The following is a 21,987-nucleotide window of genomic DNA, read 5'->3' as shown; positions in this document are numbered from 1 at the left end:
GACTGCATTTGCACTATCACAATCCAATAGTTGCAAATCGTAGTTATTGGCTACATTCGAAATCGAGTTTAGAAAGGTGTTTCCATTAATAACAACTCCATCATTATATGCTATTTGAACAGAACTGCTGTAAGCACTATCGAAAATATTTCCAATAATTGTTGTTCCGCTTTCATGGGTGCTGGTTGTTCCATGGAATAACATATTATAGGTGCCAAATTTTACATAATTATATAGAAACGAATTACTATCGTCAACACCTTGATCCGACCATATATTAATACCTGTTGCATTATTTGTGGTAACATAGGTATTAATCATTTGACAGTTTGTAAATGTATTGTGGTGAGAGCCATTTAAAATATGTACAACTTCTGAGATATTGTTGCTTCCAGTACGCAAAAAGGTCATCCCTTTAAAAGTAACATAGTCGGCTCCAACTAGTTGAACCGCAGCATTATTGTTTCCTGTAGCGGTACTTGATGGGAGTTCGATAACAACCAGTGAACTATCGTTATTTGTGCTTTTAAAAGTTATGGGACTTGTCGCACCCATACCCGGTAATTCGGCCAATGTTATTTGTTCATAATAATGCGCATCATCAACATTAATGACAACCGATCCACAAATGCCGCGTGATGTCATGGCCGATATGGCATTGTTAAAGGATTGAAAATCATTTGTGCTCGATTGGCCAATGGAATAATTCCCTGACATCCCAGCATATCGGGTTACATACAAGGTATCGTTTTGGTTATTACCATCACTCACATTGTTTGGGTTTTTAGTCCATATTTTGAAATTATATGCTGTATTGTGAGCAAATGTGAAGTTCCCTAATTGTATTAATGAGGATGAACTACCCGGATCAACCGTACCCGACCATGAATAGGAGGAGGGGGTGTTGTTATTAATTTGCCATTGAATGATTAGATTTTTCAATGTGTCGTATCCATAATTTTGAAAAATGATTTTAATATTATTCAAGCCTGCACAGAATACATAAGGACTGTCTAAACTGGATATTCCTGCATCGTTGGCAACTGGATAAAACTCGTCAGCACCAATATCAGGTGTTGTTGCATGGCGGGTATCATCGTCAATATCATCACCAACCCGGAAGTATGGAACCGCTTTCCCATTTAGTCCAATGCTGGAAACATGAAGATCGCTATTGCTGATATAACCTGGGTCAATATTCAAGGAATTTGCATCCAAACTTGTTCCTGAAATCCAAGCACTTAGGCTACTATAGGATGTTGAATTCATTTTTCCCAATACGGAACCCGTTGCATAGCAATTGTTATTTACAACTGTATCCAAACCCCCATTGGTGCTAGGAAAATCATATACTAAACCCCCTCCCTTATTAATGAGATTATTGTTTTTAACATTTACATAGGTGTTTGTATAGGTTGCATTATGATGAATAACTGCACCTGCTGCTAATGAATTTGTAATTAAAAAATTATTGTAATACAAATCAAGGTAACTGATTCCATACATGGACATACACGTACATGAACTTGTTCCTCCTGCATTATATATCCAATTGTTATTGATTAAATTGGGTGCTGATGCTGTTCCTGTGACGCTAACAAATACCAATCCTCGCACAACCTGAGCATTGGTGGCCAGCATATAAATTTTGTTTTTTGTAATGGAAAGTGTTGGTGAGCTTTCAATACGAATAGCGTATGAAATATAGTGTCCCTGTCCTGAGCCAAAATCGCCCATGCTAAATATATTTCTTTCTATTTGCAGCCCGGTTTGTTGGGTCACATACACACCAATACATCCCAGGGTGTCGAAACTATTTCGTGATATTGAATTTCCTGTCGAAGCAGTTGTGGAATAGATGCCGTTGTAACCGTAAATCATTTTATTTTGAAAAAACTGATTGTAATCGGCATTGCCAGAAAGAAAAATTTGTGCTCCAATTCCTGTTGTCCATCCGGTTGTTACATTACTGGGCAGTTTTCTGGTTTTCATCCAACAATTGGTAATGCTATTGTAATCAGCACTATTCAGTAATTGAATTACAGTATAATAGGCACTATTGCCTGTTCGTTCAAATCCTATTTGGTGAAAATTAATATAATCAGCTCCATCCAGCATCAATACATAATCATTGGTAGTGGCTGTTCCTGATGCAAATTGCAGAACACAAGCTGTACTATCTCCTCCTGCTGACTTAAAAGTGATGGAATTAGAGGCTGAAGCACCTGAAATAGCTGTAAGCTTAAATTGTGTATTGCTATAAATCGTATCATAGACTGTAAAAACAACAGAACCACTAACACCTGATCCCTGTGCTGTACCTCCATCTGAACGTGTTCCTGAAATGAGGTCACTAGCTACTGATGCCCAGTTTTGATAATTTGTACTGCTTGCTGAAGCGAGAGGATTTAGAGTATAATTACCACTCAATTGTGCATTTGAAGAAAAATGAATTAACAACAGACAAGATATGCCTATAAATACTTTAAAGAGAATCCCATTATAGTGTTTCATAATGCTAAGTGTTAAAACGTTTATGTAAAAAGAACAGTGGAGAAAAAACAGGAGTGAATCGCGGCCTTTAGATTCTGCTGATAAATTTAAGCATTATCCGATTATTTTAAGTGAAATTAGCGAAGTTTCTTTAACTGAATTGTAAATTTTTGTTTAGGGGGCAGCTATTATGGCAACCTGAATATTGCATTATTAAATAAGTTTTCAGTAAAATGTAATTACTTACTATTATTTACCTCAACAGCCATTTGTTGTGATCAATAACTATTCGCTCAAAATCAAAATTAAAATTATTCCCATCCGTTGTAATAATTTGATTGGCTATTGGCTTTAATGCTAAAAAACTTTTTTTTAAGGTGTCTGTCCTCAAGTCTTGAATAAGAATAAACAGTCCGGGAGTGAGGTGTTTTCTCAGACTAATGCTTTCACAAATGATCATGGCATTTGGAGGAATTTTTGATTGGAGAGAATTGAATGCCTGAGGAATAAGTTCATCTGCAGCTCGAATATAATATACCTTTGCTGCACCAGCAATCAGCATTTTGGACGTATCCTTTTGTCCATCTTTATTGGTTTCTTCATACACTTCATAATTGGATTCGAGATTAAGATGAGTACCATGAAACTGATCTTCACCGGGCTGAATAGAACTTACTTTTAATCCAATGATGGAGAATTGAGCTTTGTATTTTTTTATCAAATTAAGAATAAGCGTTGTTTTGCCTACATTTCGATTGCTGCCTCCGACTAGTAATAAATTTGGATAATGCAGCATAATTAACTTTTATAAAATTTAACAGCAGATGCTTTGAATGAAACCCATATTTTTTGTTCTTCAACTAAGTTAAGCTTTTGATAGGATTCTTTAGAAACTGATACAGAAAGACGTACACCAATATCACAACAAACTTCAACACCAAAACGAGAAGGAATTATTTCAGTGATTTTGGCTTCAAAATTATTAGATGCCGATGACTCTAGTTTTTGATCGGAAAGAGTAATGTCTCTATCACGAATCATGGCGTGTCCGTTTCCATTTTCCATACCACTCAGTAATAGAAAACTCAAATCGGGGTTAATAATTGCAATTCTTGTTTCCTGTCCTTGTTGACTTTTTAAAGTAGCTGGATAGAAGTTTTTTACCCCGCGCAAATTAGCAACAAACCTCGATTTTGGATTTTTAAATACTTCTTCAACCGTACCACTTTGTATCATTCTTCCATCCTGAATAATGCCAACATGTTTTGCCAGTGTAAAGGTTTCTTCAAAATCATGGGTAATGTGAATAATGCTTAATCCCTTTTGATTTAGTTTGCGCAAAAGAGAACGCAATTCAATTTTTAATTGCACATCTAATGAAGAAAGAGGCTCATCCAATAGCAGAATTTCTGGTTTTAAGGCAAGAATTCTGGCTAATGCCACACGCTGTTGTTCGCCTCCGGATAAGGTTGAGGGCTTGCGTTTTAGCAAGTCAACTATATTCATTTCTTGCGCTAAATCCTGAATAACAGCTTTTTTTTCAGATGAGGATAAACCTTTGTTTTTTAAAGGATAAGCGATGTTTTCAAATACAGATAAATGTGGAAATAAAGCGTAATCCTGAAATAACAAACCAATTTTTCGATGTTGAATTTTATGGTTGCTGATATCTATGTTGTTTTTAATAAGCTGTCCATCATCTGCATTAATCAATCCTGCAATGATTTCTAGGAGGATTGATTTTCCTGCTCCAGATTCGCCTAACAATACAAAATAATCGTCTTCAGAAACTGTAAAAGAAATATCTTTTAAGTTGAACTCACCCAGCTTTTTCGATATGTTTTTGAGTTCTAGCAATTTAGTTTTTTTGTATGTTTTCCTTGGTTAGTAAGCGTAATCCAATAAATATGATAAGGGTAACTGCGATAAAAATAATGGCAACAGGCTGTGCATATTTTAATCCAAATGCTCCAAATCGCTCCCAAATTAGAATGGGCGTAATCATAGGATAGTAGGCTATAATGACTACCGCTCCGAACTCACTCATTCCACGGGCAAACATCATAATCATACCGGAAATAATGTTTCTCCAGGCTAATGGTAAGGAAATAGTGAAAAACACTCGGCTAGGGGAGGCACCTAAATTTAAGGCTGCTTTTTCTAGTCGCTCAGGCACTGCTGCAAAGCCATCTCTGGCTGAATTGATTAAAAAAGGAATGCTTACAAAAGCCATGGCAATAGATATTCCTATAGGACTACCAATAAAGCTTAATCCAACTGAATCAGCCATTTGGCCTAAGATTGATTCTCTAGAAATAACGCCTAAAATGGCAATACCTGCTGCTGTATGTGGAATGACTATGGGGAGATCAATGATTCCTAAAACCAGTTTTTTAAGCGGAAAATTTTTCCTTGCTAATAAATAGGAAAAGGGAATAGCCGCTATGGCAAAAAAGAGGGTGGCTCCCATAGCTGTGAAAATCGTTAGCCAAATACTTTGATACACTTCTTTTTCTACTAAAGTGTCACGTATGATTCCGGGTGAAGTGGAAAGGAAAAGACCCGCCAAAGGGCCTACAATAAACAACAAAACCAAGCCTCCTAAAAAGGCGAATACCAGATTTCGAATGCTTATTTGTTTTCTCATTGAATTAACCTAACAGGTTTGCTATTTGTTTTCTGATTCAACCTAACAGGTTTTTATCAACCAGTTAGGTTGATAAATCAGATGCAAAGATAAAGTGTTTTTAATGCTTTTTAAGGAAAGTCTCATCTAATCAAAATCAATAAACTTTTGCCCGTTCTTCTCTATTATTGCTTGTCCGCTTTCAGAAAATAGAAAGTCAAGAAACAGTTGAGCAGCACTTAGGTTCGTAGAGTTTTTAAGAGTAGAAATTCCATAAATCATGGCTTTTCCAACTTGGGTAATTAGTTCTCCGGGCTTCTTTCCATTTATTTCTATACTTACAGTATTATAGAATTTATTTAAATCTGGATTGCTCAAATTAATAGAATCGGCAAGTTCAAGGTATGGAAATCCAAATTGTTCAGCTATCGATTTATACTCAAATACATAGTCCAATTCGCCAATTTCCAGTAAGGCTATTAAATCAGATGCTTTTGGGCGGATATAACGGCTGTCTTTATCTATTAATTTTTCTGTTATTCCTGAATCTAGGTAATATTTTTCAGCAAGCTTCATACACAATATAGTTCGGTAGCCACATGGATCAGAGTTTGGATCAGAGCGTCCAAATTTCACCTGTTCATCTTGTAATACTTCATACCAATTGTTTGCAGTAATTTTTGACGCGAACCTGGATTTCTCATGAAAAACAATCACCATTTCGTTGGTGGCAAAATGAATGACCGAATCGGCATATTTTGGAATCAGGAAGTCTTCAATAACTTTATAATCTGCTGAGGCAATAATATCGCAATCTCTTTGTAAGTCAGTAATCTTTCGAGCACATCGAATGCTGCCAGCTGCTTCTCTAACCACATCGATGTCAGGATGAAGCCTTTCAAACTCCTTTTCCAATTCAAGAAATGGAACTGATAAGCTTCCTGCATGGAAGATAATTAAATCAGTTTTTGATTTGGATTTCGTTTGTTGGTTTTGGCAGGAGGAAAAGAAAAGTACAAGTAGCAAGAACAGTTTAAATAGCTCACCACCAAGGCGCAAAGGCACAAAGAAAACACGCAGGAGTTTTGTGCTAAACTTAGTGGCTTTGTGTCTTCGTGGCATATTATTTTTAAACAGATATATTTACTTCTTCAAAAGAGTTTGACTACTTATTTCCTGATCAAAGTTAATCATCCTAGCAATTAATTTTACTTTATTTAGATTTCGTTTGTTGGTTTTGGTAGGAGGATAAGAAAAGTACTAGTAGGAAGAACAGCTTAAAATAGCTCACCACCAAGGCGCAAAGGCACAAAGAAAACACGAAGGAATTTTGTGCTAAACTTTGTGGCTTTGTGTCTTCGAGGCATATTATTTTTAAAGCAGAAATATTTATTTCTTCAAAAGAGTTTGACTACTTATTTCCTGATCAAAGTTAATCATCCTAACAAAGTAAATTCCTTTTTCAATATCAGATAAATCTACAGAAGATTGCTTTTGATTTAATTTGTAATTTTTTATAAGCTGACCACTTGAAGTGTAAATTGTAAACTCCTGAACATCATTTGCGTATAAAATATCTACCACAGGATTTGGGTAAATTGACGATTCTATTTTTGATACATTCTCAAAGCCTGTATTAATCTTAGTTCCCAGAATAAAAATATCATCAATTTTGCCAGTTCCATTGGCCGCTATAAGGCTGCCATCTGAGGCTGTATCGCTTACCATAATCCAACGGATTCTAACACTTACTTCATCATTACAATTCGTAGGTAAACCAACTGAAAGAACTCCGGATGTCCAATCGTTTTGAACATTAACAATGGCATTTGCAACATCTGTCCAAACAATATTGTCTAAACTGTATTGTAGTTTGAAATCTCGTGGCCCTGGATTATTTCCTCCAGATGTTTGTTTCGATAACACCAATATATCCTTATAACCTTGTGTCATTGTACGAATTTCCCAGCCTTTGCTATTTGCACCATTATTCCAAGCTGTTGCTTGTGCAGCTTTGGTTGTTAAACCATTTTTTGAAAACGTAATTTTGTCTGTGCCACCAAATGTGTGAATTGAATAAGCTGTGTAAATTCCATCATTGGCATTGCTATCCATATCAGTTCCTGTTGGAAATGTCCAGGCGCTTAGTGTGTCTTGTGCGTTTGCAGAGCTCAATATTCCAAAGAAACCTCCAATTAAAATTAATAGTATTTTTTTCATTGTTATTAGATTTTGTATTGAATTGATAATAGTACAAATCGACCAATAGATTGATTGCCTTTTCGGTCTAAGTATTTTTGATTTAATATGTTTTGAATATCCAGATTGGTGGAAATATGATTTCCGAAGTTTCGGGAAAAGCGTAAATCAATCAGATAATATCGCTGCAGCTCAAATTCGTTTAAATCGTCAGCGAATTGCTTGCCTATTAAGTTATAACTCACACTTGTGTTAACAATTTTATTGTTCCAACAAATGCTTGAAAATACTTGTTGAAAGGGGGTTTCTGCTAAATATTTACCGACTAATGAGCTATTTGTTTGTTGTTCATCATCCTTATAGGCTGAAATTATTGGTTGACTAAATGTGTAATTTGCCTGAAAATTTAAAGCTTTTGAAAATGTGTAGTTCAAATCAATTTCAAAACCGCTAATCTCAACTTCAGCAATATTTCTTCTCTTATAAATCTGTCGATATGTATCGTCTCCCATATCAATGGAATCGCCTGTTTGCAATAAGTACAAAAAGTTTTTGCCAAAAGATTTATAGAAACTGGTCTTAATGTTTATTTTTTTTGATGGATTCAGCGAAAATCCTGCTTCATAATTAGTTAAAGTTTCTGCTTGCAATTCAGAATTGGCAATTTTAAAGCCTTTGGATATTTTTCCTGAGCGAACAAGATCATCCGTTTTAGGCGGCATAAAACCTTTGGATACAGATGCATAGAAAGAGTTACTCTTCCAGAATTTGTATCTGAAACCAACTTTTGGACTAAATGACTGCCAGTTTTTAGTGCTGTATTTTTCTGATTCATTGTCAATGAAACCTGTTTCTCCGGTTGGATTTTCTACACCAAAAGCGCCATCAGAAAATACTACATGATCGAAACGCAGACCCAAATTAAAACTGAGCTTATTTTTCCAAAGACTGAATTCGTCTTGGGCATAGATGCCGGCAAAAAGCATATTCCCTTGATAATTGAGGATGTCAGTGGTCGTTCTGTAAATCACTTTCCCATCATATAAACCTTCTTTCAGATCGATTCCTGAAGTGACTATGTGATTTTTGAAAAACCTGCGATTGACTTTTAAAAACAATCCAATATCGTCCTTTTTATGAAAGGTTTCACTCAGTTTATACAGCTCGGTATTGTTGATGTTTTCATTCAATCGGTAATAGTTTTCTTGATGGGCAAAGGCTACAACATCAATTTGTGTTTTGCCAAAAAGACTGGAATAATTTAAACTGTTTTGGAGCGTGTTAAACTTCTCAAAACTACCCCTTGGCTCGTAAAACTCATTTCCACTAAATCGGATATCATCGTAATAAAAGAAGTTGTTTTCGATGTGACTGGAAGGACTTAATTTTGAACCTACTTTAATCGAAGCTTTGGTTTCTCGAATACTTAAAGGAGCATCATACCAATCCAATAAATTATCTGGAGTTACGAAATATCCGTCACCTTTCTTATTCGATACATTAAAGCTCCAGTACAGATTCTTTTTGTTAAACTCATGAAGATTGGACACGGTAATTCGATGTGCCGAAGTATTGAAATTACCAAAACCAAACTCCGCTTCAGCGCCCAACCCACTTTCAGGAGAATTTGTAAGAATATTGATAACACCACCCATGGCATTCATTCCATAAATCGCACTTGCTGGTCCTTTGATAATTTCTATTTTTCGAATATCCTGAACCGGAATCATATGCCAATTGATTGTTCCCCCTGATGCATGATTTAAAGGCACTCCATCAAGAAGAATTAGCGTTCGGGCACTACTGCTCAAACCTCTTAAACTCACACTAGCATTGCGTGAAAAAATACCGCCACTGCGGTTGACATATATACCTGAGACACTTTGTAAATAATTGTCGGTATTGCTTGCTGATTGAGATTTAATTCTTTCTTCATCTATTACATCTACACGAGCAGGAATCATTGAAACTTCCTGTTTGTTTCGGGTGGCTGTAACAACATAGGTGCTGGAAGTAAATGCGCTGGGTGACAAAGGGAAGGAGTAAGTATTTCCTATGCTTAAATCAATTTGCTGATTGAATTCTGTAAACCCAACATATGAAATATAAACAGACAACTTATTCGATTCAATTTCCTTGAGAAAAAAAAAGCCGGTATCATTACTCAGCAAGCCTCTATTGAGTTCTTTGATGTAAATATGGGCATGTTGAAGTGCTTCTCCTGTTTCAGCATTTACAACTTGACCAATCAAATTGTTTTGAGCATATGTGAAACTAGTAGCAAGTAGCAGGATTAATGAAAATAACCATTTCTTCATTACTCTTGAATTTTCATATCCATATGAATGTATCCGGAATCTTTCCCTGATATATCAATTACTCTGAACAAACCCAAGCGGGAAGTTTTGTCAGCAAAACTGTAAACTTGACCATTCACCAATTCCTTTGCTTTTCGTTTGCCTTCTTCAACACCGTAAGCAATAATTAATAAACTATCGTTGCTAATGGCATCAAAAGTTGCTTTAGGAACTTCAAATATTTTGTAGCGCGTGGTATTTCGAACGGCCCAAAAATCAAATTTATAGGCAGGTGTGGCACCTGTAAAAATATCTGGTTCTACATTGGCGCCAGGAGATGCCATGGTATGGTTTTCTGGCCCATAATAGTAAAATATATCAATGTTTTCTTGATTGTTATAGGCTTCGGCTAATGTATAAGTACTGAAATCGCTAAGCGAAAGAAAACTTTTGGGATCAGGATTTAATCGGCCTTTTAAAACAATCGAATCAAACGTAAGAATAGGAGAAAAGTCGTTGAATGTGCTTTTTTTTAATACAAACGAAATGGATTGTTCAGCACCATCTCGATCCCGAATAGTAAATATCCATTTTTCTTCTTCAGCCTGACTTTTGCGAAGCAGATAGTCGTATTCAAAATAGTCGGTATTGAAGCTGGTATCAAAGGCTGTTACCAATACTCCAGTATCGACCTGGATCAAGATATTGGTGATATTTACAAGTGCTTTCTCGGCAATAATTCCAACTTTGAGTAATTTCCCGAATGCAACAGTTGAATCGGTTGTAATATAAGCTGGACTTTTTTTGAACTCGATATGAGGAGGTAGATTAATGGGACTTTCTCTTTTACAAGAAAGCAGAATAAGGCTGAGAATTAAGAATAAAACCAAATTTTTGATCATGCTATTTTTTTGTATCGATATGCAAAGCTATGCATATTGCTATTTTTAAAACATATCTAAGGAAAATAAATTTGAAAGAAATTATGATTTCTTTAACAAATGCTTGATTCCCAAAGCTGTGAGGCTACCTAAGCCACCAAACATAAAGTGTGTTAAAATAGGAGTTAGATATCCGTGACGGAAAGACATATACGGAATATGCAAACTAAAATGCAGGAATAAACGGCTTAGTGGAATACTCATATAAGCGAGACCTCCAATAAGTACCAAATACCACATTTTGGTTTTAAGCAATTGATTTCTATAAAAGATATCCAAGGTTAACCCAGGGAGTAAATAGATAAGAGCAATAAAAGGATCTTTAAAACCAAGAATTGGGAAGAATAGGAGTGAAGCCACACCTAGTGAAGAAATGCTGGCGGCCCATGGTAATTTAGAAGATGTACGTCCGGCAAGAATAAGTGCCATGAAAATAACACCATGATGTCCGGGTATGCCTAATCCTAAACGCAATCGGGCATGCAATACAATACCCAACATACCCAATCCGAGCAGCATCAGTACTTCTAACAAAATAGAATAACTACGAGACTGACCTAATGAAATGCTTTGAGACTGTTTCCCACTGGTATTTTCCATAATTGCTGACCTCCTCAACTAGTAGCGTTTTTTTATGATTTTTCAAAACGGGTCTAACCCAATCACCTACAAAAATATAGTCTGCATCCTCTGCAACAACACCTTCGAAGTTTGCAATATTATCAATATCTATCATTCTGGACAACTCCCAGGAAGAATAAATTCCACTTCGTAAATTTCGTAAGCCTTGTAACCAAACAAAACGTCCATCATTTCCTGTAGAACGTAAGGCAACAGCAGCAAATGCGCCAATAATTCCATCTTTGGTTCCAGTATATCCTTCTAAAAAAATATCCTGACCTTCAATTTGTGCTTTGACTTTATCCTGACTCAGTACTTCGCGTTTTGCAGCTAAACCAAATTTTCGATGTTCTTTGGTGAGCTGTGATGGTTTTACAACACAAAGTCCAGCATCCGATCCTATTTCCGCTTCTCTTTTTAGAAAATCTTCAGATATCTGTATAACCTTATCTATTTCAGCAGCATCAACCTCAATACAAGCTGAACTATTTTGGGAAGTATAAGGAATATCATCATGTACATATAACTGATGGCGTGTGATTCCTTTTAACCGACCGATCTTTTCTTTTTCAATAAGCTCTCCCAGTTGGCGCGATTTAAAACCTGTTCCCCGACTTTCTTTATTGTCTGTATCGTCTATGCCAATGTATATGATCATTTCAAACCCAAATATGCTTGTGATAACTGCTGCAAATTAAGAAGAAAATTGTAGAGTAAATGCTGCAAAAAAAAAGATACATTTTAATGCAATTAATAAGTGAAATATTTCTTTCCAAACTTATAACCACCCTCAAACTCGATGAAAAGAGGCAAATAATAGCGAATACCAATTTGGTGTCCTGTGATTCCTGTAATTTTTTCTCCTGCAATTCGGAAATTGTAGCGATAAACTATTTCTGTTCCTGCCAGTGCTAATCCCAAAGAAGGACGAAATCCCCAAACATTTACTACCGTTTTATAGTAATTGAAATCAAAGCCAAATACAATTCCTGTTGAAGAGGAAAATCCTAAACTGCCTCCATGTATTTTTTCAAAGGGGTTGAAATGATAGCTTGCATAATACGATATATATGGTTTTTTAAACCGCTTTGGGGCATTTATATTGAATGCTGCAACACTTCCTTTTAGTCCTCTCCCAACTCCAATTTCAATCATATTACTAAAGCCTTGGTAACCTACGATAGGACCAAATGAAGCTGGGAATCTGACAAAAGTTTTTTGAGAGTAGCTATTTGAAGTTATAAATAGAAGGATTGTTAGTAGAAGCTTGCTTTTCATGATTTTGTAAAAAACGATTAGTTGCTTCGATTATTGCAGAGTGGCAGACTTATTCAGGTTTGTAATAGAAATGAAAGGAGTTTTATAGTGAAAAGGTGTTATTTTAAAATAGTAGAAGAAATCTAAATCTCCAAAGTTTTGATATTCAATGCTTCTTTACGTGACTTGATTTTAAGCTTTCCATAAATATTACTAACATGTGATTTAACTGTGCTCATGCCAATATTGCATTGATCGGATATTTCCTGATTGCTTAATCCTTGCTGAATCAGAACCAGAATCTTTCGCTCCTGTATGCTTAAGTTATTTAGCGATTTTGATTTTTTGTTTGGAGACATTTTTAGGATACTTAATAAATAACCCAAAACAATACATCCAATGGCGAGTAAAACAAATAGAAATGTATGGTATTTCGATTTTGAAGGCATTTGGTTTCGGAATGCAATGAAATAGGTTGATTTATCAGACTTCCATTTTTTAGTGAATTTGGAATAATAATCCTTATACAAGGGGTAGTTGGATTCGAATTTACTTTGATATATAGCGTATAAAGCAATCAGTGGGTGATGACTTGTATCGGCAATACTTCTGTATTTTTCGTTTATAGCTTTGCTGATAAATTCCTTTTTAAGGCTTAAGCCATACAAACTCATGCTATCAATGTAATTTGCCATATTATCAATGTACTGAAATGAACTATTAATGGGTGAAGCTTCAAATACAATATCGTTGAAAATTCCTGAGTTAGGCGAACTCTGGACTTTAATTTGAGATTGCTTGTTTGCAATAACAAAGAAGTGATTTTCCTCACTGCCTCCAATAATAAGGGAGGCAGGAGGATCTCCTTTTTTGACCACATGTATCCGGTACAGATTATCCTCAGCTGATAGAAAATCCAGTTTGAAAAAAAATGCTCCTGTAGAATCTATTTTCGTTTCTTCAATGATACTTTCATTCGACATGGAATACATTTCATTGAAATTTTCGATATACGATAAATAGAGCTTAGCATCCCAGATAGTATCAATTGATAACTGCCCTGAAATATATCCTTTATGTTGAATTTTCTGGCTAAAGCCAGCCGTTATCGTAACAAAAAACAGTATGCAAAAAATAGGGATTATACTTTTGATTTTGGAAAACATGGCAATAAAACGTTAGTTGTCCTTATAAGATTGTGTGGATTGTATGTTGACTGCTCCTTCTGCTTTATCAGGGATTAGTTTAATGATCCATTTACCTTGTATAGGTTCATTAATTATTTTATTAATATTGCCTTTAACGTGCTCTTCTTTCTGATTTTCCTTATTGTTTTTAGTTGTTTTAATTTGACTCCCAATCGAGAACTTTCCTTGTTTTTCTCCAGTTGGATCAACTATTTCAATGGATAATTTTCCTTTATTAATGGCGCTTTGTATATTCAGTTTTAGCAGTATTGTTTTCTGATCAACAAGAATTATAATTTCTTCAGTTTCGGAATCTCCAGATAACATAATTGATCTGCTAACATCCATTGCCGTGTTTTGGCCACATGTAAAAAAAGGAAGCAGAGTAAGTATAAAGAATGTTGCTGTCATTGAAATCAATAGTTTTTTCATAATTGTAAATTTAAGAATTAAAAAATATTTCAAAACAAAAGTATGTCTGAATGAAATGGGGAAAAAATAGCAAGGGTATGAAAGAAGAATGAAAAATGGGGGGTAAATGGACTTAATAGTGGGATTTTTGGATGAATTAATGAAAAAGCTTGTTTTTCTATAGCAGAAAACAAAAAATTACTAATGAATTATAGACAAAAATCGCCAAACAAAAAGCACTACGCCCAAAATTAACAATCCAACTCCTGACAGGACAATGATCAGCATTCGTTTTTTCTCTTGTTTTGTTTGTGGTCTAATTTTGCCTTCTTTCTTGTATTTGTCTTCGACTGCTACTCCGACTGATACACCAATTGCCACACCAATTGCTGGTCCAATACCTATCATGATAAAAGTTTCAGAAATAAATCCAAATGCAATTGTAATAAGAGTGAATATGGCCATGCTTATACCAATCCATAGACCTATAAAGTGGCCTTCGCGGTATTGTTTTGGAGGATCAGTCATTTGATTCTTTTGAATTATAAAGATATGAAAATTCATTTGAATGTAATTATTTGAAAATCTCAGATGAATATTTCAAAAGGTAAAAATTACTTTGTTGTATTTTTTGTTGAACTGTAAGTAGAGAAAAATGAGTATTGCAATAGCTCCACCGATGAGTGTAGCATAAATATCTTTGATGTCATATACTCCTTTTGGAAGTATTGGCTGCATGATTTCATATACTATATAGCCAATGATTAGTAGAGTAATAATGATAAAGCTTTTTTTAATTTCAGCATTAACAATAGCTAAAGAGAAAAATATTTGCACAATAATACCTCCTAAATTCCCAATAGTATCGGCAAAACCGAAGTCATTGATATCATTTGTATATATGTATGGTCTATAGATGCCTCTTAATGTTTCTGTAATGAAAAAGAAAGCTATAGCCAAAAGTATATAGGCAATCCTCCTTTGATCGATTACTCTTAGTTTGTGCTTGTCGACAAAAAAAATATCGGTTTCTTTCATAATCAATTTTAAGTTAAAAGGTAAGTATGAATTCATCGATACTTACCTTTTGAAAAAACGCTGGTAATAACTAAAAAGTGATATATATTTTTCGGTTAATTATTTTTTGCTCGGTTTCTATTCTCAAAATCAGAGCTCCTCTATCAAATTCACCTAAGTTGATTGTAACATAATTGGAGTTTGAATTAACGGTTTTATATAATTGACCATTTAAATTATACAATTGAATCGTTATGATTTTTGAATCTGAAGATATAATGCATTGATTGTTTGATGTTGAAACAGATATATCTTCTTTTGCATTTTCTTTGATTGCTGAAAGTTTGTTGAGAGAGAATGGTGCAGAAGGAGCGGATAAGGCGTTTTCAGGATTGTCTAACAACCGTCCAAGACTTAAAACCTTAACAACATATTCTTCGCCAGTTTTAATACATTCTCCATCAACATCTTTCGTATTCTCATCCAGAAAAAATGAATAAGGATTTGGACCAGGATAAACTTTGGTGACGTTACCTACAGGAACATTTGTCGCTGCTAAAAGATCAATACTACCTATTGCTGAAGATTTAATAACCAAAACCCGATAATGACTTAAAGCAATCTCATCTTGCGGGGGGCTAAATGAAATCTGCAGGTCCCTTCCGTCACCAAAATCAAACTCATCGCTAACCTCTAATTTTTCAACTGTTTTTATAGGAATACCTTGACCCGTAAGCATGGGAATGTCGGGTAATTCCATATATGCATAATCTCTGAAAACCATGTATTTGCCATCTGGAGAAACAAAAAGTCGAATCCAACCATACAACTGCCCCTGATCGGATTGCATTCTGAATCCAACGAATCTATCGTCAGATAAATATCGCCATAAACCATGATGGCTTAAAACTCCTCCTGTAATAACCCAAACATACAAAGCCAAGTTGTCTTCAAATATTCCCCAACTTTTACTGCCATCAAAAAGTAAGGTGTTAAAAGCTAGAGGTTTGGGGTAAAAATGGCCGCTTTCTTGTCCAACAATCTCATTCATCCCCATGTGGTGAATAACATTGATTTGAGCTCCTTCGTTAGGCCAATTGGCTAATACTGTATCATGTATTAATCTAAAATCAATTGAGCCGTTGCTATCCAAGTCAAGGTTCAAATGATGAACACCTTCCAGTCTGATATCTGGCTCAATATCTACATATTTTACTTGACCGTTAACCTGAGTATACAGAACAATGAAAAGAATAATACTGAATATATAAATGGTTTTCATGATATTCTATTGAAGAATAAGTTTCCCAGTTTGTGATCCCAAATCAGTTTCAATGCGATAAATATATATGCCTTCTGGAAACTCATTGCCATTGAAAAACTCAATATAATTTCCTGCTTTCTTATTCTCATCGACTAAAGTTTGTATGAGCTTGCCATTCAGATCAAAAATCTGCACTTTTACCTGACTGTTATTCAGTAATTGATAACTGATATTTGTTGCAGAGCTGAAAGGATTTGGATAGGCTTTAAATTCTTCAACATTTCTTAGAGTTAACTCATTTCCTGTTGAAATTGATGCTGGAAAAGCAACATTGTCAAGAGCCAATACCGTGTATGGAGATGCAATAACTTGTCCCGAACTATTAGTCGCCACATCTGTCATAAATACAATTTGAGCCATATCCGGAGTTTCTCCTGATTGATAATATGAACTTAATGATCCAGAGATTCTTGCCCATGGTACAATTTGACCTGAAGCTGGTAGATATCCACCAACAGATAAAATTGTATCATTCATTCCTTTGTTCTGATTGTATTTTGTGAAAATGAGGAAAAACCCAAACTTCTCACCACTTGAAGTACCTGGTAAGTAACCACAGTAAAATGAAAAATATTCAGGACGAGCATTTAACGGAAAATTTGTTTCCAGTTTTCCTAAACTTGCACCACCATTCATCAATGTTACAAACCTTTCTCCTGAAACGGGATCGATAGTTACCTGCCCGCTTGGTCCGTTAAGAATTAAGTATTCTCTTACCTGACAATCACCACTTTTTAGCAACCAACCATCAATTTGATTTCCAGTATTTGATTCAAAATCTCCATTTGGAATTTCTACCTGAGAACGTACTGTTAATGAACTGAATAGAATGAGCAACGAAAGCATAAACAACTTTTTCATGACTTTGATTTTTAATTCAATTCAAAGCTATTGCTGCTTATGTTCAGATTCAATCCGTAATATTTCCGATATTAAGGTGGGTATTTTTACGGATGGAAAGAGAGAATTGATTGATGAAGAGCTTACCACACCCTAAAATCAAACTCCACATTCTCCTGTCTGCTGGTAGGTTTTTGCGCACCATTGGTTAAAGAAAATACTTGACTAATTATATACTTTCTTAATTCAGAAACCTGAATTTTAGAATCTTTATTTTCATCTGCCAGATTATCTTTTAATCCACGTAATATAGCATAAGTAAAAACTCCATTCTGGTATTCTTTATTTTCGATGGCATAGCCTAAGCCACTTGAGGCACTTGTAATTATGATTCCAGAAGAATTTAAATCAGCAAATAGATCTTTCATGAGATCATAACTTCCATAAAATTCTTCATTTTCTTGTTGAATGACATATGCTCCCTTTGTAAAACTGCTTGTTACCTCTTTTTCTTCCATACCAGCCAGAATTGTTTTCGTGCTATTATCCGTATTATCAATTTCTCCTGAATGGCATGTGTCTAGAAATAACAACCTTTTTCGTGCGGCAATTCCATCAAAAAGTCTTGTTATTTCTTTAAAGGAAAATCCATTTTTTTGAGGATCACTAAAGTCCATGTCATAGGTAGCAAAATAATAATTTCCTTCTTTATTTAATAGACCATGTCCTGAAATAAATACCATAACTATATCATCTACAGTAGATTTGCTGAGCACATCTTTTATTGCCTTTAATTTCTCTTTAGTAGCTTCTTTATTAGATAGTACAATTCTAAAAATCTTATTATACATATCCTTTTTAAAAGAATAATTGGTTGTAGTATAAGACTGCCCATCATCATAGTAGGTCGTATCATATTCAGAAAATAGTTCTTGTAAATCTCTTGCATCTTTTGCTGCATATTGCAAATTGAAGTCAGGATTTTGATAGACTGAAACCCCAATTGTTACAATGTATAGATTTGGTTTTGATGGCTGTTTAGGAGTGTAAGTAATAGTCAATTGCTCAGGAAGTGATTTTTGCCTAAATTCATTTTCTACATAAACTCTGATTTGATTAATTCCTTCAGATAAGCCTAGATCATAGCTGATCTTTTTCCACACTCCTGCTGCTGTTTCAATTGATTGACCTTCACCTGCAAATACAGGAACCCCATTGACTTTTATTTGCCAGTATTTAAGTTTACGGTTACTATCAATAAAGCTTAAATCTATTGTTAGAAGCTTTGTTAAAACCACTGCTTTAATAGCTTTACGGTTAGTAATTTTCGAAATTGGGAGCTTGTCAGGAGTGAAGCGTTCATCAAGATTATTCGTATCAACCTGACTGATCTGCAATCGTTTTTGCCAAGCTTGATGATATGCTTTTAATAAGCTATTTGGCGATTTGCTTGTATTCGCTAATACTTTATCGGGTCTGTTATAGATCAAGTCAAAATTATCAATAGGATAGGCATTGTTACCATAACGTAATCCAATATGCTTTAGAGCTGGTTTGGTAGATTTATAATATCCGTTGGACAAGTATATGTCTTCATTGTTAACTCGGTATTGATTAATATATCCTTTTTTGTATAAAGGAACAATCTGAAGGTGCTGGCCTAACTGATTGGTTAACAAAAGGTCATCATGTAAAATGCAGGAATTGAAAAAACTGATTTCTCCTTTTACTTTCTTCACCAATTCATCTGTTTCTAAATTGAAAACTTGCATGGTATAATCCACAAAGTATTCAAATCCTAATTTTTCAGTTTTGATGTCAACAGAATCCTTCCATTTGTTTAAGCTGAAGTCATAACTTAAACCTACGGCAAGATGCTTCCCATCATAATCCATACAGCTTACATCATTTCCACCAAAAACTGCAAGTGTATCCTGACTGTTTTCATTCAGGTTTCTTTTCATGATATATACTGTTCGACTAGAATCAGTAATTAGCTGGTTGGAAAATACCAGGTCTGTGGAATGAAAAAGATAGGGTGTATTATTTACTCCATAATTTAGTTTCTGAGAAAAAACCTCCTTGAAACTATTTGTTTTGTAAACTTTTAGCTCATTTTGATCATCTATCAGCGTCAAGTATTTTTTGTTAGATGAGATTTTAAAACCATCTGTTACTCGGCTAATTGGAGTGGAGAATACTTCTTTGCCATTGTCTAAGCGTAAAGCAAAAAGAGTTGTAATCGGAGTCTGGCGATTTTTATAAGATGTTTTCCCTGTAAAGAATACTAAATTCAATTTTGGACAAAGCAATTGTAAATCTATGTATTTCTCTTGTTGTTCTTTATCCCATTTGAGTATATAATCCTGGGTTAATGTCAAATCATTGACATTTATAGATAAAACATGATTTTCAGACTTGTCATTACTTTGAGAGGGTGTTGTCCATACAGCAAGCAGACTGTCAGCAGCATTAAAACTGATATAATTCCCTCCAATAAAAAGTGGGTACCAGAGATTTAGTTTTTCCTGTTCATTATGTTCTCTAATCAGGTTGGTAACAATACTTAGGTTAAATTCTTTTTTTTCGAGTTTAATTAAATCGTAGAATTCAAGAACACTTCCTGATAGGTAATAGGTTGTATTATCATAAAAGCCCATTTTGCCAGAAAACCCAGCCATTGGTGTGTTAATGTTATCGCTGAATATTAAGTCGTCTACATCAAAAATGCGCAATTGCTGGCTGCTGCTAACAATTGCCTGGTGACTGTTTTTCAAGAATTCAATGGCACTTACCTGATGAAAATTCATATACTTTCCTGATACATGATCTATATGAATCGGTTTGTAATTAGAAGTTCCTAAAACATGAATTTTAAAGGCACCTGTTGCTATCAAGTATTTTCCATCATCAGAAGCACAAACTATGTCAAGATGATCTTCTTTGTATTCTGAAATGTATTTTTTCAGGAGTTTTCCATTTGTATTTCGAATGATAATATAATTGGCTGCAGATGAAGAGTATTTCTTTGCGGTTCCTGCAAAAGCAAGGTCATTCGATTTGTTAATAAATGTTAAGTCAAATATTTGATCTTCAAAATCATTGCTTTTCCAAAGAACTTCAAATGTTGAGATTTCCAGTAAACTTACTTCTCCATTCTTAAATCCTGTGGCAATATATTTATCATCAGCTGAAACTGTGAAATTAGTAATTCGCTGATCGAATGAATATTGATGCTTAAGTGTGGTCTTTTTATTTTCATCAACTACATAATGAAAAAGATATGCTTTTTTGAAAATGGAAACATTATTGGGCGCTTTTGTGTTTGAATAGTATTCATTTACATAAAAATAATAGTTGCCATTTTTTCCATAAATAACATCTGATTCTAATTTGAATTTATTTTGTAATTCATTCTTATTTAAGTCATATAATAGTAAACCTCCCAAACTATTTTCATAATTGAAAGTCCTGAAATTATGAGTGTTGAAAAATACTTTATTTGAAGATGGAAGGAAGGTAAGTCGCTGGGAACGAACTCCAGCATAGGGAAGATTTGGAAGGTAATGCTTTTCTTTAATCATTGTTGAGTTTGCATCCCAAATAATAAGTTTACCACTGGCATCTATACTCGCAAACTCATTATCACGCACAGCAAGTGCAGTGATATCTGTAGAATGACCATCTTGAATAATGAATTCTGCCTGTTGAGCTTTAATGCTTGAGGATGCAAAAATTATCAGGTATAGAAATAGCTTCCAATAATTCATAATAAAAATTGATTATTGAATGTCCAACTTATCCATGAATTCCCATTTCATGTTATCAAGTATATAATCTTTATTTTGAGACATGACACGAGATACAAAATGGTCTTTTGCTGTTTCAGTGATTGTTGCTGAAATATTGTATTGTCCTTTACCAAAACAGCTTTGAATTTCATTCTGATAGGTAATATAGTTTCCAAAGGAGCGAGGAATCAAATAACTAAACCCATATACTTTCCGGCCAATCGTGTTTTTTACAAATTCTATGTATTCTGGACTGTTATAATCAATAGGAACTTGTCTTAAATCAAAAAAGAAACGGCCTATTTCTTCATCTCTGAAAATTTGTGATCTATCGTTTACCCAAGAGGAACTAAACTCCATGTCCACATCCACATTTACATGTTTACGTTTAGCAAAAAAGGCTGTCCATGGCATATACCATCTAAATCCTGGGATTTTAGCTTTGGTATATTTCATGACAAAATCATCTACCACTAAAGAAAAAGTTGAGTTATTAATGATGTTTTCAGGATTTGTAAGATCTAAAGCAAATGAAATATAAAGGGCAGTATCAACTGTACCATCCTTCAATTGAATCATTCGTAAAACATCGAAGCCATTGAATTTTATCCCTGAAAAATCAAATGGGCCTTGTTCAGATATACTATTGTAAAAGTACATATTGGATTTTGCCGCTTTATAACCCGCAGTATACTTATTTTGCTCTTTCTGGATCAGCATTTTTACACCATTAACTGCTAAGTTAATTCCTTCAGTAATCAAAATGCCACGAGTATTATTCATTGCAACAACTTGAGGTTGAAGCTGATTTATTGCTAATACATCCTGTTGCTCTTTTATTGTTATTTGCAGGTTTTCAGCATTGTTTTGATTAGAGTATTTATAACTGGCACAAGAGGAAAGAAGAAGGACAATGCTTAAAGCATATGTCAGTTTTAGAATTCCTGATTTCATGATATTTGTGATTTTGTTTAGAACAATTC

19 protein-coding genes are annotated in these 21,987 nt (G+C 34.5%); all 19 read right to left on the bottom strand.

What is annotated here, in order from left to right; translation table 11 throughout:
- The coding region (locus tag HOG71_08345) for a hypothetical protein (protein MBT5990852.1) at nt 1-2,514 on the bottom strand (2,514 nt) is incomplete at its 3' end.
- A gap of 232 nt (nt 2,515-2,746) precedes the next feature.
- On the bottom strand, nt 2,747-3,289 hold the full coding sequence (locus tag HOG71_08340; GenBank protein MBT5990851.1) for a hypothetical protein: 543 nt from the start codon (nt 3,287-3,289) through the stop codon (nt 2,747-2,749).
- A 2-nt stretch (nt 3,290-3,291) separates the two neighbouring features.
- Nucleotides 3,292-4,350: an ABC transporter ATP-binding protein gene (locus HOG71_08335; protein MBT5990850.1), complete on the bottom strand. Its 1,059-nt coding sequence runs from the start codon at nt 4,348-4,350 to the stop codon at nt 3,292-3,294.
- 1 nt (nt 4,351) lies between these two features.
- Nucleotides 4,352-5,140 carry an ABC transporter permease gene (locus HOG71_08330; GenBank protein MBT5990849.1) on the bottom strand — a complete coding sequence of 263 codons (789 nt, stop codon included), beginning with the start codon at nt 5,138-5,140 and terminating at the stop codon, nt 4,352-4,354.
- 126 nt (nt 5,141-5,266) lie between these two features.
- Complete coding sequence (locus HOG71_08325) at nt 5,267-6,241, bottom strand: solute-binding protein (protein MBT5990848.1); 975 nt, start codon at nt 6,239-6,241, stop codon at nt 5,267-5,269.
- A 267-nt stretch (nt 6,242-6,508) separates the two neighbouring features.
- Nucleotides 6,509-7,339: a T9SS type A sorting domain-containing protein gene (locus HOG71_08320; GenBank protein MBT5990847.1), complete on the bottom strand. Its 831-nt coding sequence runs from the start codon at nt 7,337-7,339 to the stop codon at nt 6,509-6,511.
- 5 nt (nt 7,340-7,344) lie between these two features.
- A complete protein-coding gene (locus HOG71_08315) occupies nt 7,345-9,636 on the bottom strand; it encodes a TonB-dependent receptor (GenBank protein ID MBT5990846.1) in 2,292 nt (763 codons plus the stop codon).
- A complete protein-coding gene (locus HOG71_08310) occupies nt 9,636-10,517 on the bottom strand; it encodes a hypothetical protein (protein MBT5990845.1) in 882 nt (293 codons plus the stop codon). Before HOG71_08310 ends, HOG71_08315 begins: the two co-directional genes overlap by 1 nt.
- A gap of 81 nt (nt 10,518-10,598) precedes the next feature.
- Nucleotides 10,599-11,156, bottom strand: coding sequence for a hypothetical protein (locus HOG71_08305; GenBank protein MBT5990844.1), 558 nt, complete (start codon nt 11,154-11,156; stop codon nt 10,599-10,601).
- Entirely contained in the window at nt 11,101-11,835 is a 735-nt protein-coding gene (locus tag HOG71_08300; protein ID MBT5990843.1) for a hypothetical protein, read from the bottom strand. The genes HOG71_08305 and HOG71_08300 overlap by 56 nt, the downstream gene beginning before the upstream one ends.
- A 92-nt stretch (nt 11,836-11,927) precedes the next feature.
- Nucleotides 11,928-12,455 (bottom strand): hypothetical protein, encoded by a 528-nt coding sequence (locus HOG71_08295; protein MBT5990842.1) that lies wholly within the window; start codon nt 12,453-12,455, stop codon nt 11,928-11,930.
- Between the two features lie 122 nt (nt 12,456-12,577).
- Nucleotides 12,578-13,600: a helix-turn-helix transcriptional regulator gene (locus HOG71_08290; protein ID MBT5990841.1), complete on the bottom strand. Its 1,023-nt coding sequence runs from the start codon at nt 13,598-13,600 to the stop codon at nt 12,578-12,580.
- A gap of 12 nt (nt 13,601-13,612) precedes the next feature.
- On the bottom strand, nt 13,613-14,053 hold the full coding sequence (locus HOG71_08285; protein ID MBT5990840.1) for a hypothetical protein: 441 nt from the start codon (nt 14,051-14,053) through the stop codon (nt 13,613-13,615).
- A gap of 180 nt (nt 14,054-14,233) precedes the next feature.
- The gene (locus HOG71_08280) at nt 14,234-14,560 is read right to left on the bottom strand and encodes a hypothetical protein (GenBank protein MBT5990839.1); all 327 of its coding nucleotides are present in this window, start codon (nt 14,558-14,560) and stop codon (nt 14,234-14,236) included.
- 72 nt (nt 14,561-14,632) lie between these two features.
- Nucleotides 14,633-15,070, bottom strand: a complete 438-nt coding sequence (locus tag HOG71_08275) for a hypothetical protein (GenBank protein MBT5990838.1) — start codon at nt 15,068-15,070, stop codon at nt 14,633-14,635.
- A 70-nt stretch (nt 15,071-15,140) separates the two neighbouring features.
- A complete protein-coding gene (locus HOG71_08270; GenBank protein MBT5990837.1) occupies nt 15,141-16,331 on the bottom strand; it encodes a T9SS type A sorting domain-containing protein in 1,191 nt (396 codons plus the stop codon).
- A 6-nt stretch (nt 16,332-16,337) separates the two neighbouring features.
- Nucleotides 16,338-17,234, bottom strand: coding sequence for a T9SS type A sorting domain-containing protein (locus HOG71_08265; GenBank protein ID MBT5990836.1), 897 nt, complete (start codon nt 17,232-17,234; stop codon nt 16,338-16,340).
- A gap of 122 nt (nt 17,235-17,356) precedes the next feature.
- Entirely contained in the window at nt 17,357-20,983 is a 3,627-nt protein-coding gene (locus tag HOG71_08260) for a hypothetical protein (GenBank protein ID MBT5990835.1), read from the bottom strand.
- A gap of 12 nt (nt 20,984-20,995) precedes the next feature.
- A complete protein-coding gene (locus HOG71_08255; protein ID MBT5990834.1) occupies nt 20,996-21,958 on the bottom strand; it encodes a hypothetical protein in 963 nt (320 codons plus the stop codon).
- Between the last annotated feature and the right edge of the window lie 29 nt (nt 21,959-21,987).

The sequence above is a fragment of the Bacteroidota bacterium genome, from assembly GCA_018698135.1.
GTDB lineage: Bacteria > Bacteroidota > Bacteroidia > CAILMK01 > JAAYUY01 > JABINZ01.
The sequence above is the reverse complement of the archived record's forward strand: the minus strand, read 5'-3'. Positions and strand labels throughout refer to the sequence as shown.

Coding starts and splice junctions, on each gene's coding strand:
- HOG71_08255 (MBT5990834.1), bottom strand. CDS start 21,958: ATGAAATCAGGAATTCTAAAACTGACATATGCTTTAAGCATTGTCCTT.
- HOG71_08325 (MBT5990848.1), bottom strand. CDS start 6,241: ATGCCACGAAGACACAAAGCCACTAAGTTTAGCACAAAACTCCTGCGT.
- HOG71_08270 (MBT5990837.1), bottom strand. CDS start 16,331: ATGAAAACCATTTATATATTCAGTATTATTCTTTTCATTGTTCTGTAT.
- HOG71_08295 (MBT5990842.1), bottom strand. CDS start 12,455: ATGAAAAGCAAGCTTCTACTAACAATCCTTCTATTTATAACTTCAAAT.
- HOG71_08290 (MBT5990841.1), bottom strand. CDS start 13,600: ATGTTTTCCAAAATCAAAAGTATAATCCCTATTTTTTGCATACTGTTT.
- HOG71_08315 (MBT5990846.1), bottom strand. CDS start 9,636: ATGAAGAAATGGTTATTTTCATTAATCCTGCTACTTGCTACTAGTTTC.
- HOG71_08320 (MBT5990847.1), bottom strand. CDS start 7,339: ATGAAAAAAATACTATTAATTTTAATTGGAGGTTTCTTTGGAATATTG.
- HOG71_08280 (MBT5990839.1), bottom strand. CDS start 14,560: ATGACTGATCCTCCAAAACAATACCGCGAAGGCCACTTTATAGGTCTA.
- HOG71_08310 (MBT5990845.1), bottom strand. CDS start 10,517: ATGATCAAAAATTTGGTTTTATTCTTAATTCTCAGCCTTATTCTGCTT.
- HOG71_08260 (MBT5990835.1), bottom strand. CDS start 20,983: ATGAATTATTGGAAGCTATTTCTATACCTGATAATTTTTGCATCCTCA.
- HOG71_08300 (MBT5990843.1), bottom strand. CDS start 11,835: ATGATCATATACATTGGCATAGACGATACAGACAATAAAGAAAGTCGG.
- HOG71_08285 (MBT5990840.1), bottom strand. CDS start 14,053: ATGAAAAAACTATTGATTTCAATGACAGCAACATTCTTTATACTTACT.
- HOG71_08265 (MBT5990836.1), bottom strand. CDS start 17,234: ATGAAAAAGTTGTTTATGCTTTCGTTGCTCATTCTATTCAGTTCATTA.
- HOG71_08340 (MBT5990851.1), bottom strand. CDS start 3,289: ATGCTGCATTATCCAAATTTATTACTAGTCGGAGGCAGCAATCGAAAT.
- HOG71_08305 (MBT5990844.1), bottom strand. CDS start 11,156: ATGGAAAATACCAGTGGGAAACAGTCTCAAAGCATTTCATTAGGTCAG.
- HOG71_08330 (MBT5990849.1), bottom strand. CDS start 5,140: ATGAGAAAACAAATAAGCATTCGAAATCTGGTATTCGCCTTTTTAGGA.
- HOG71_08275 (MBT5990838.1), bottom strand. CDS start 15,070: ATGAAAGAAACCGATATTTTTTTTGTCGACAAGCACAAACTAAGAGTA.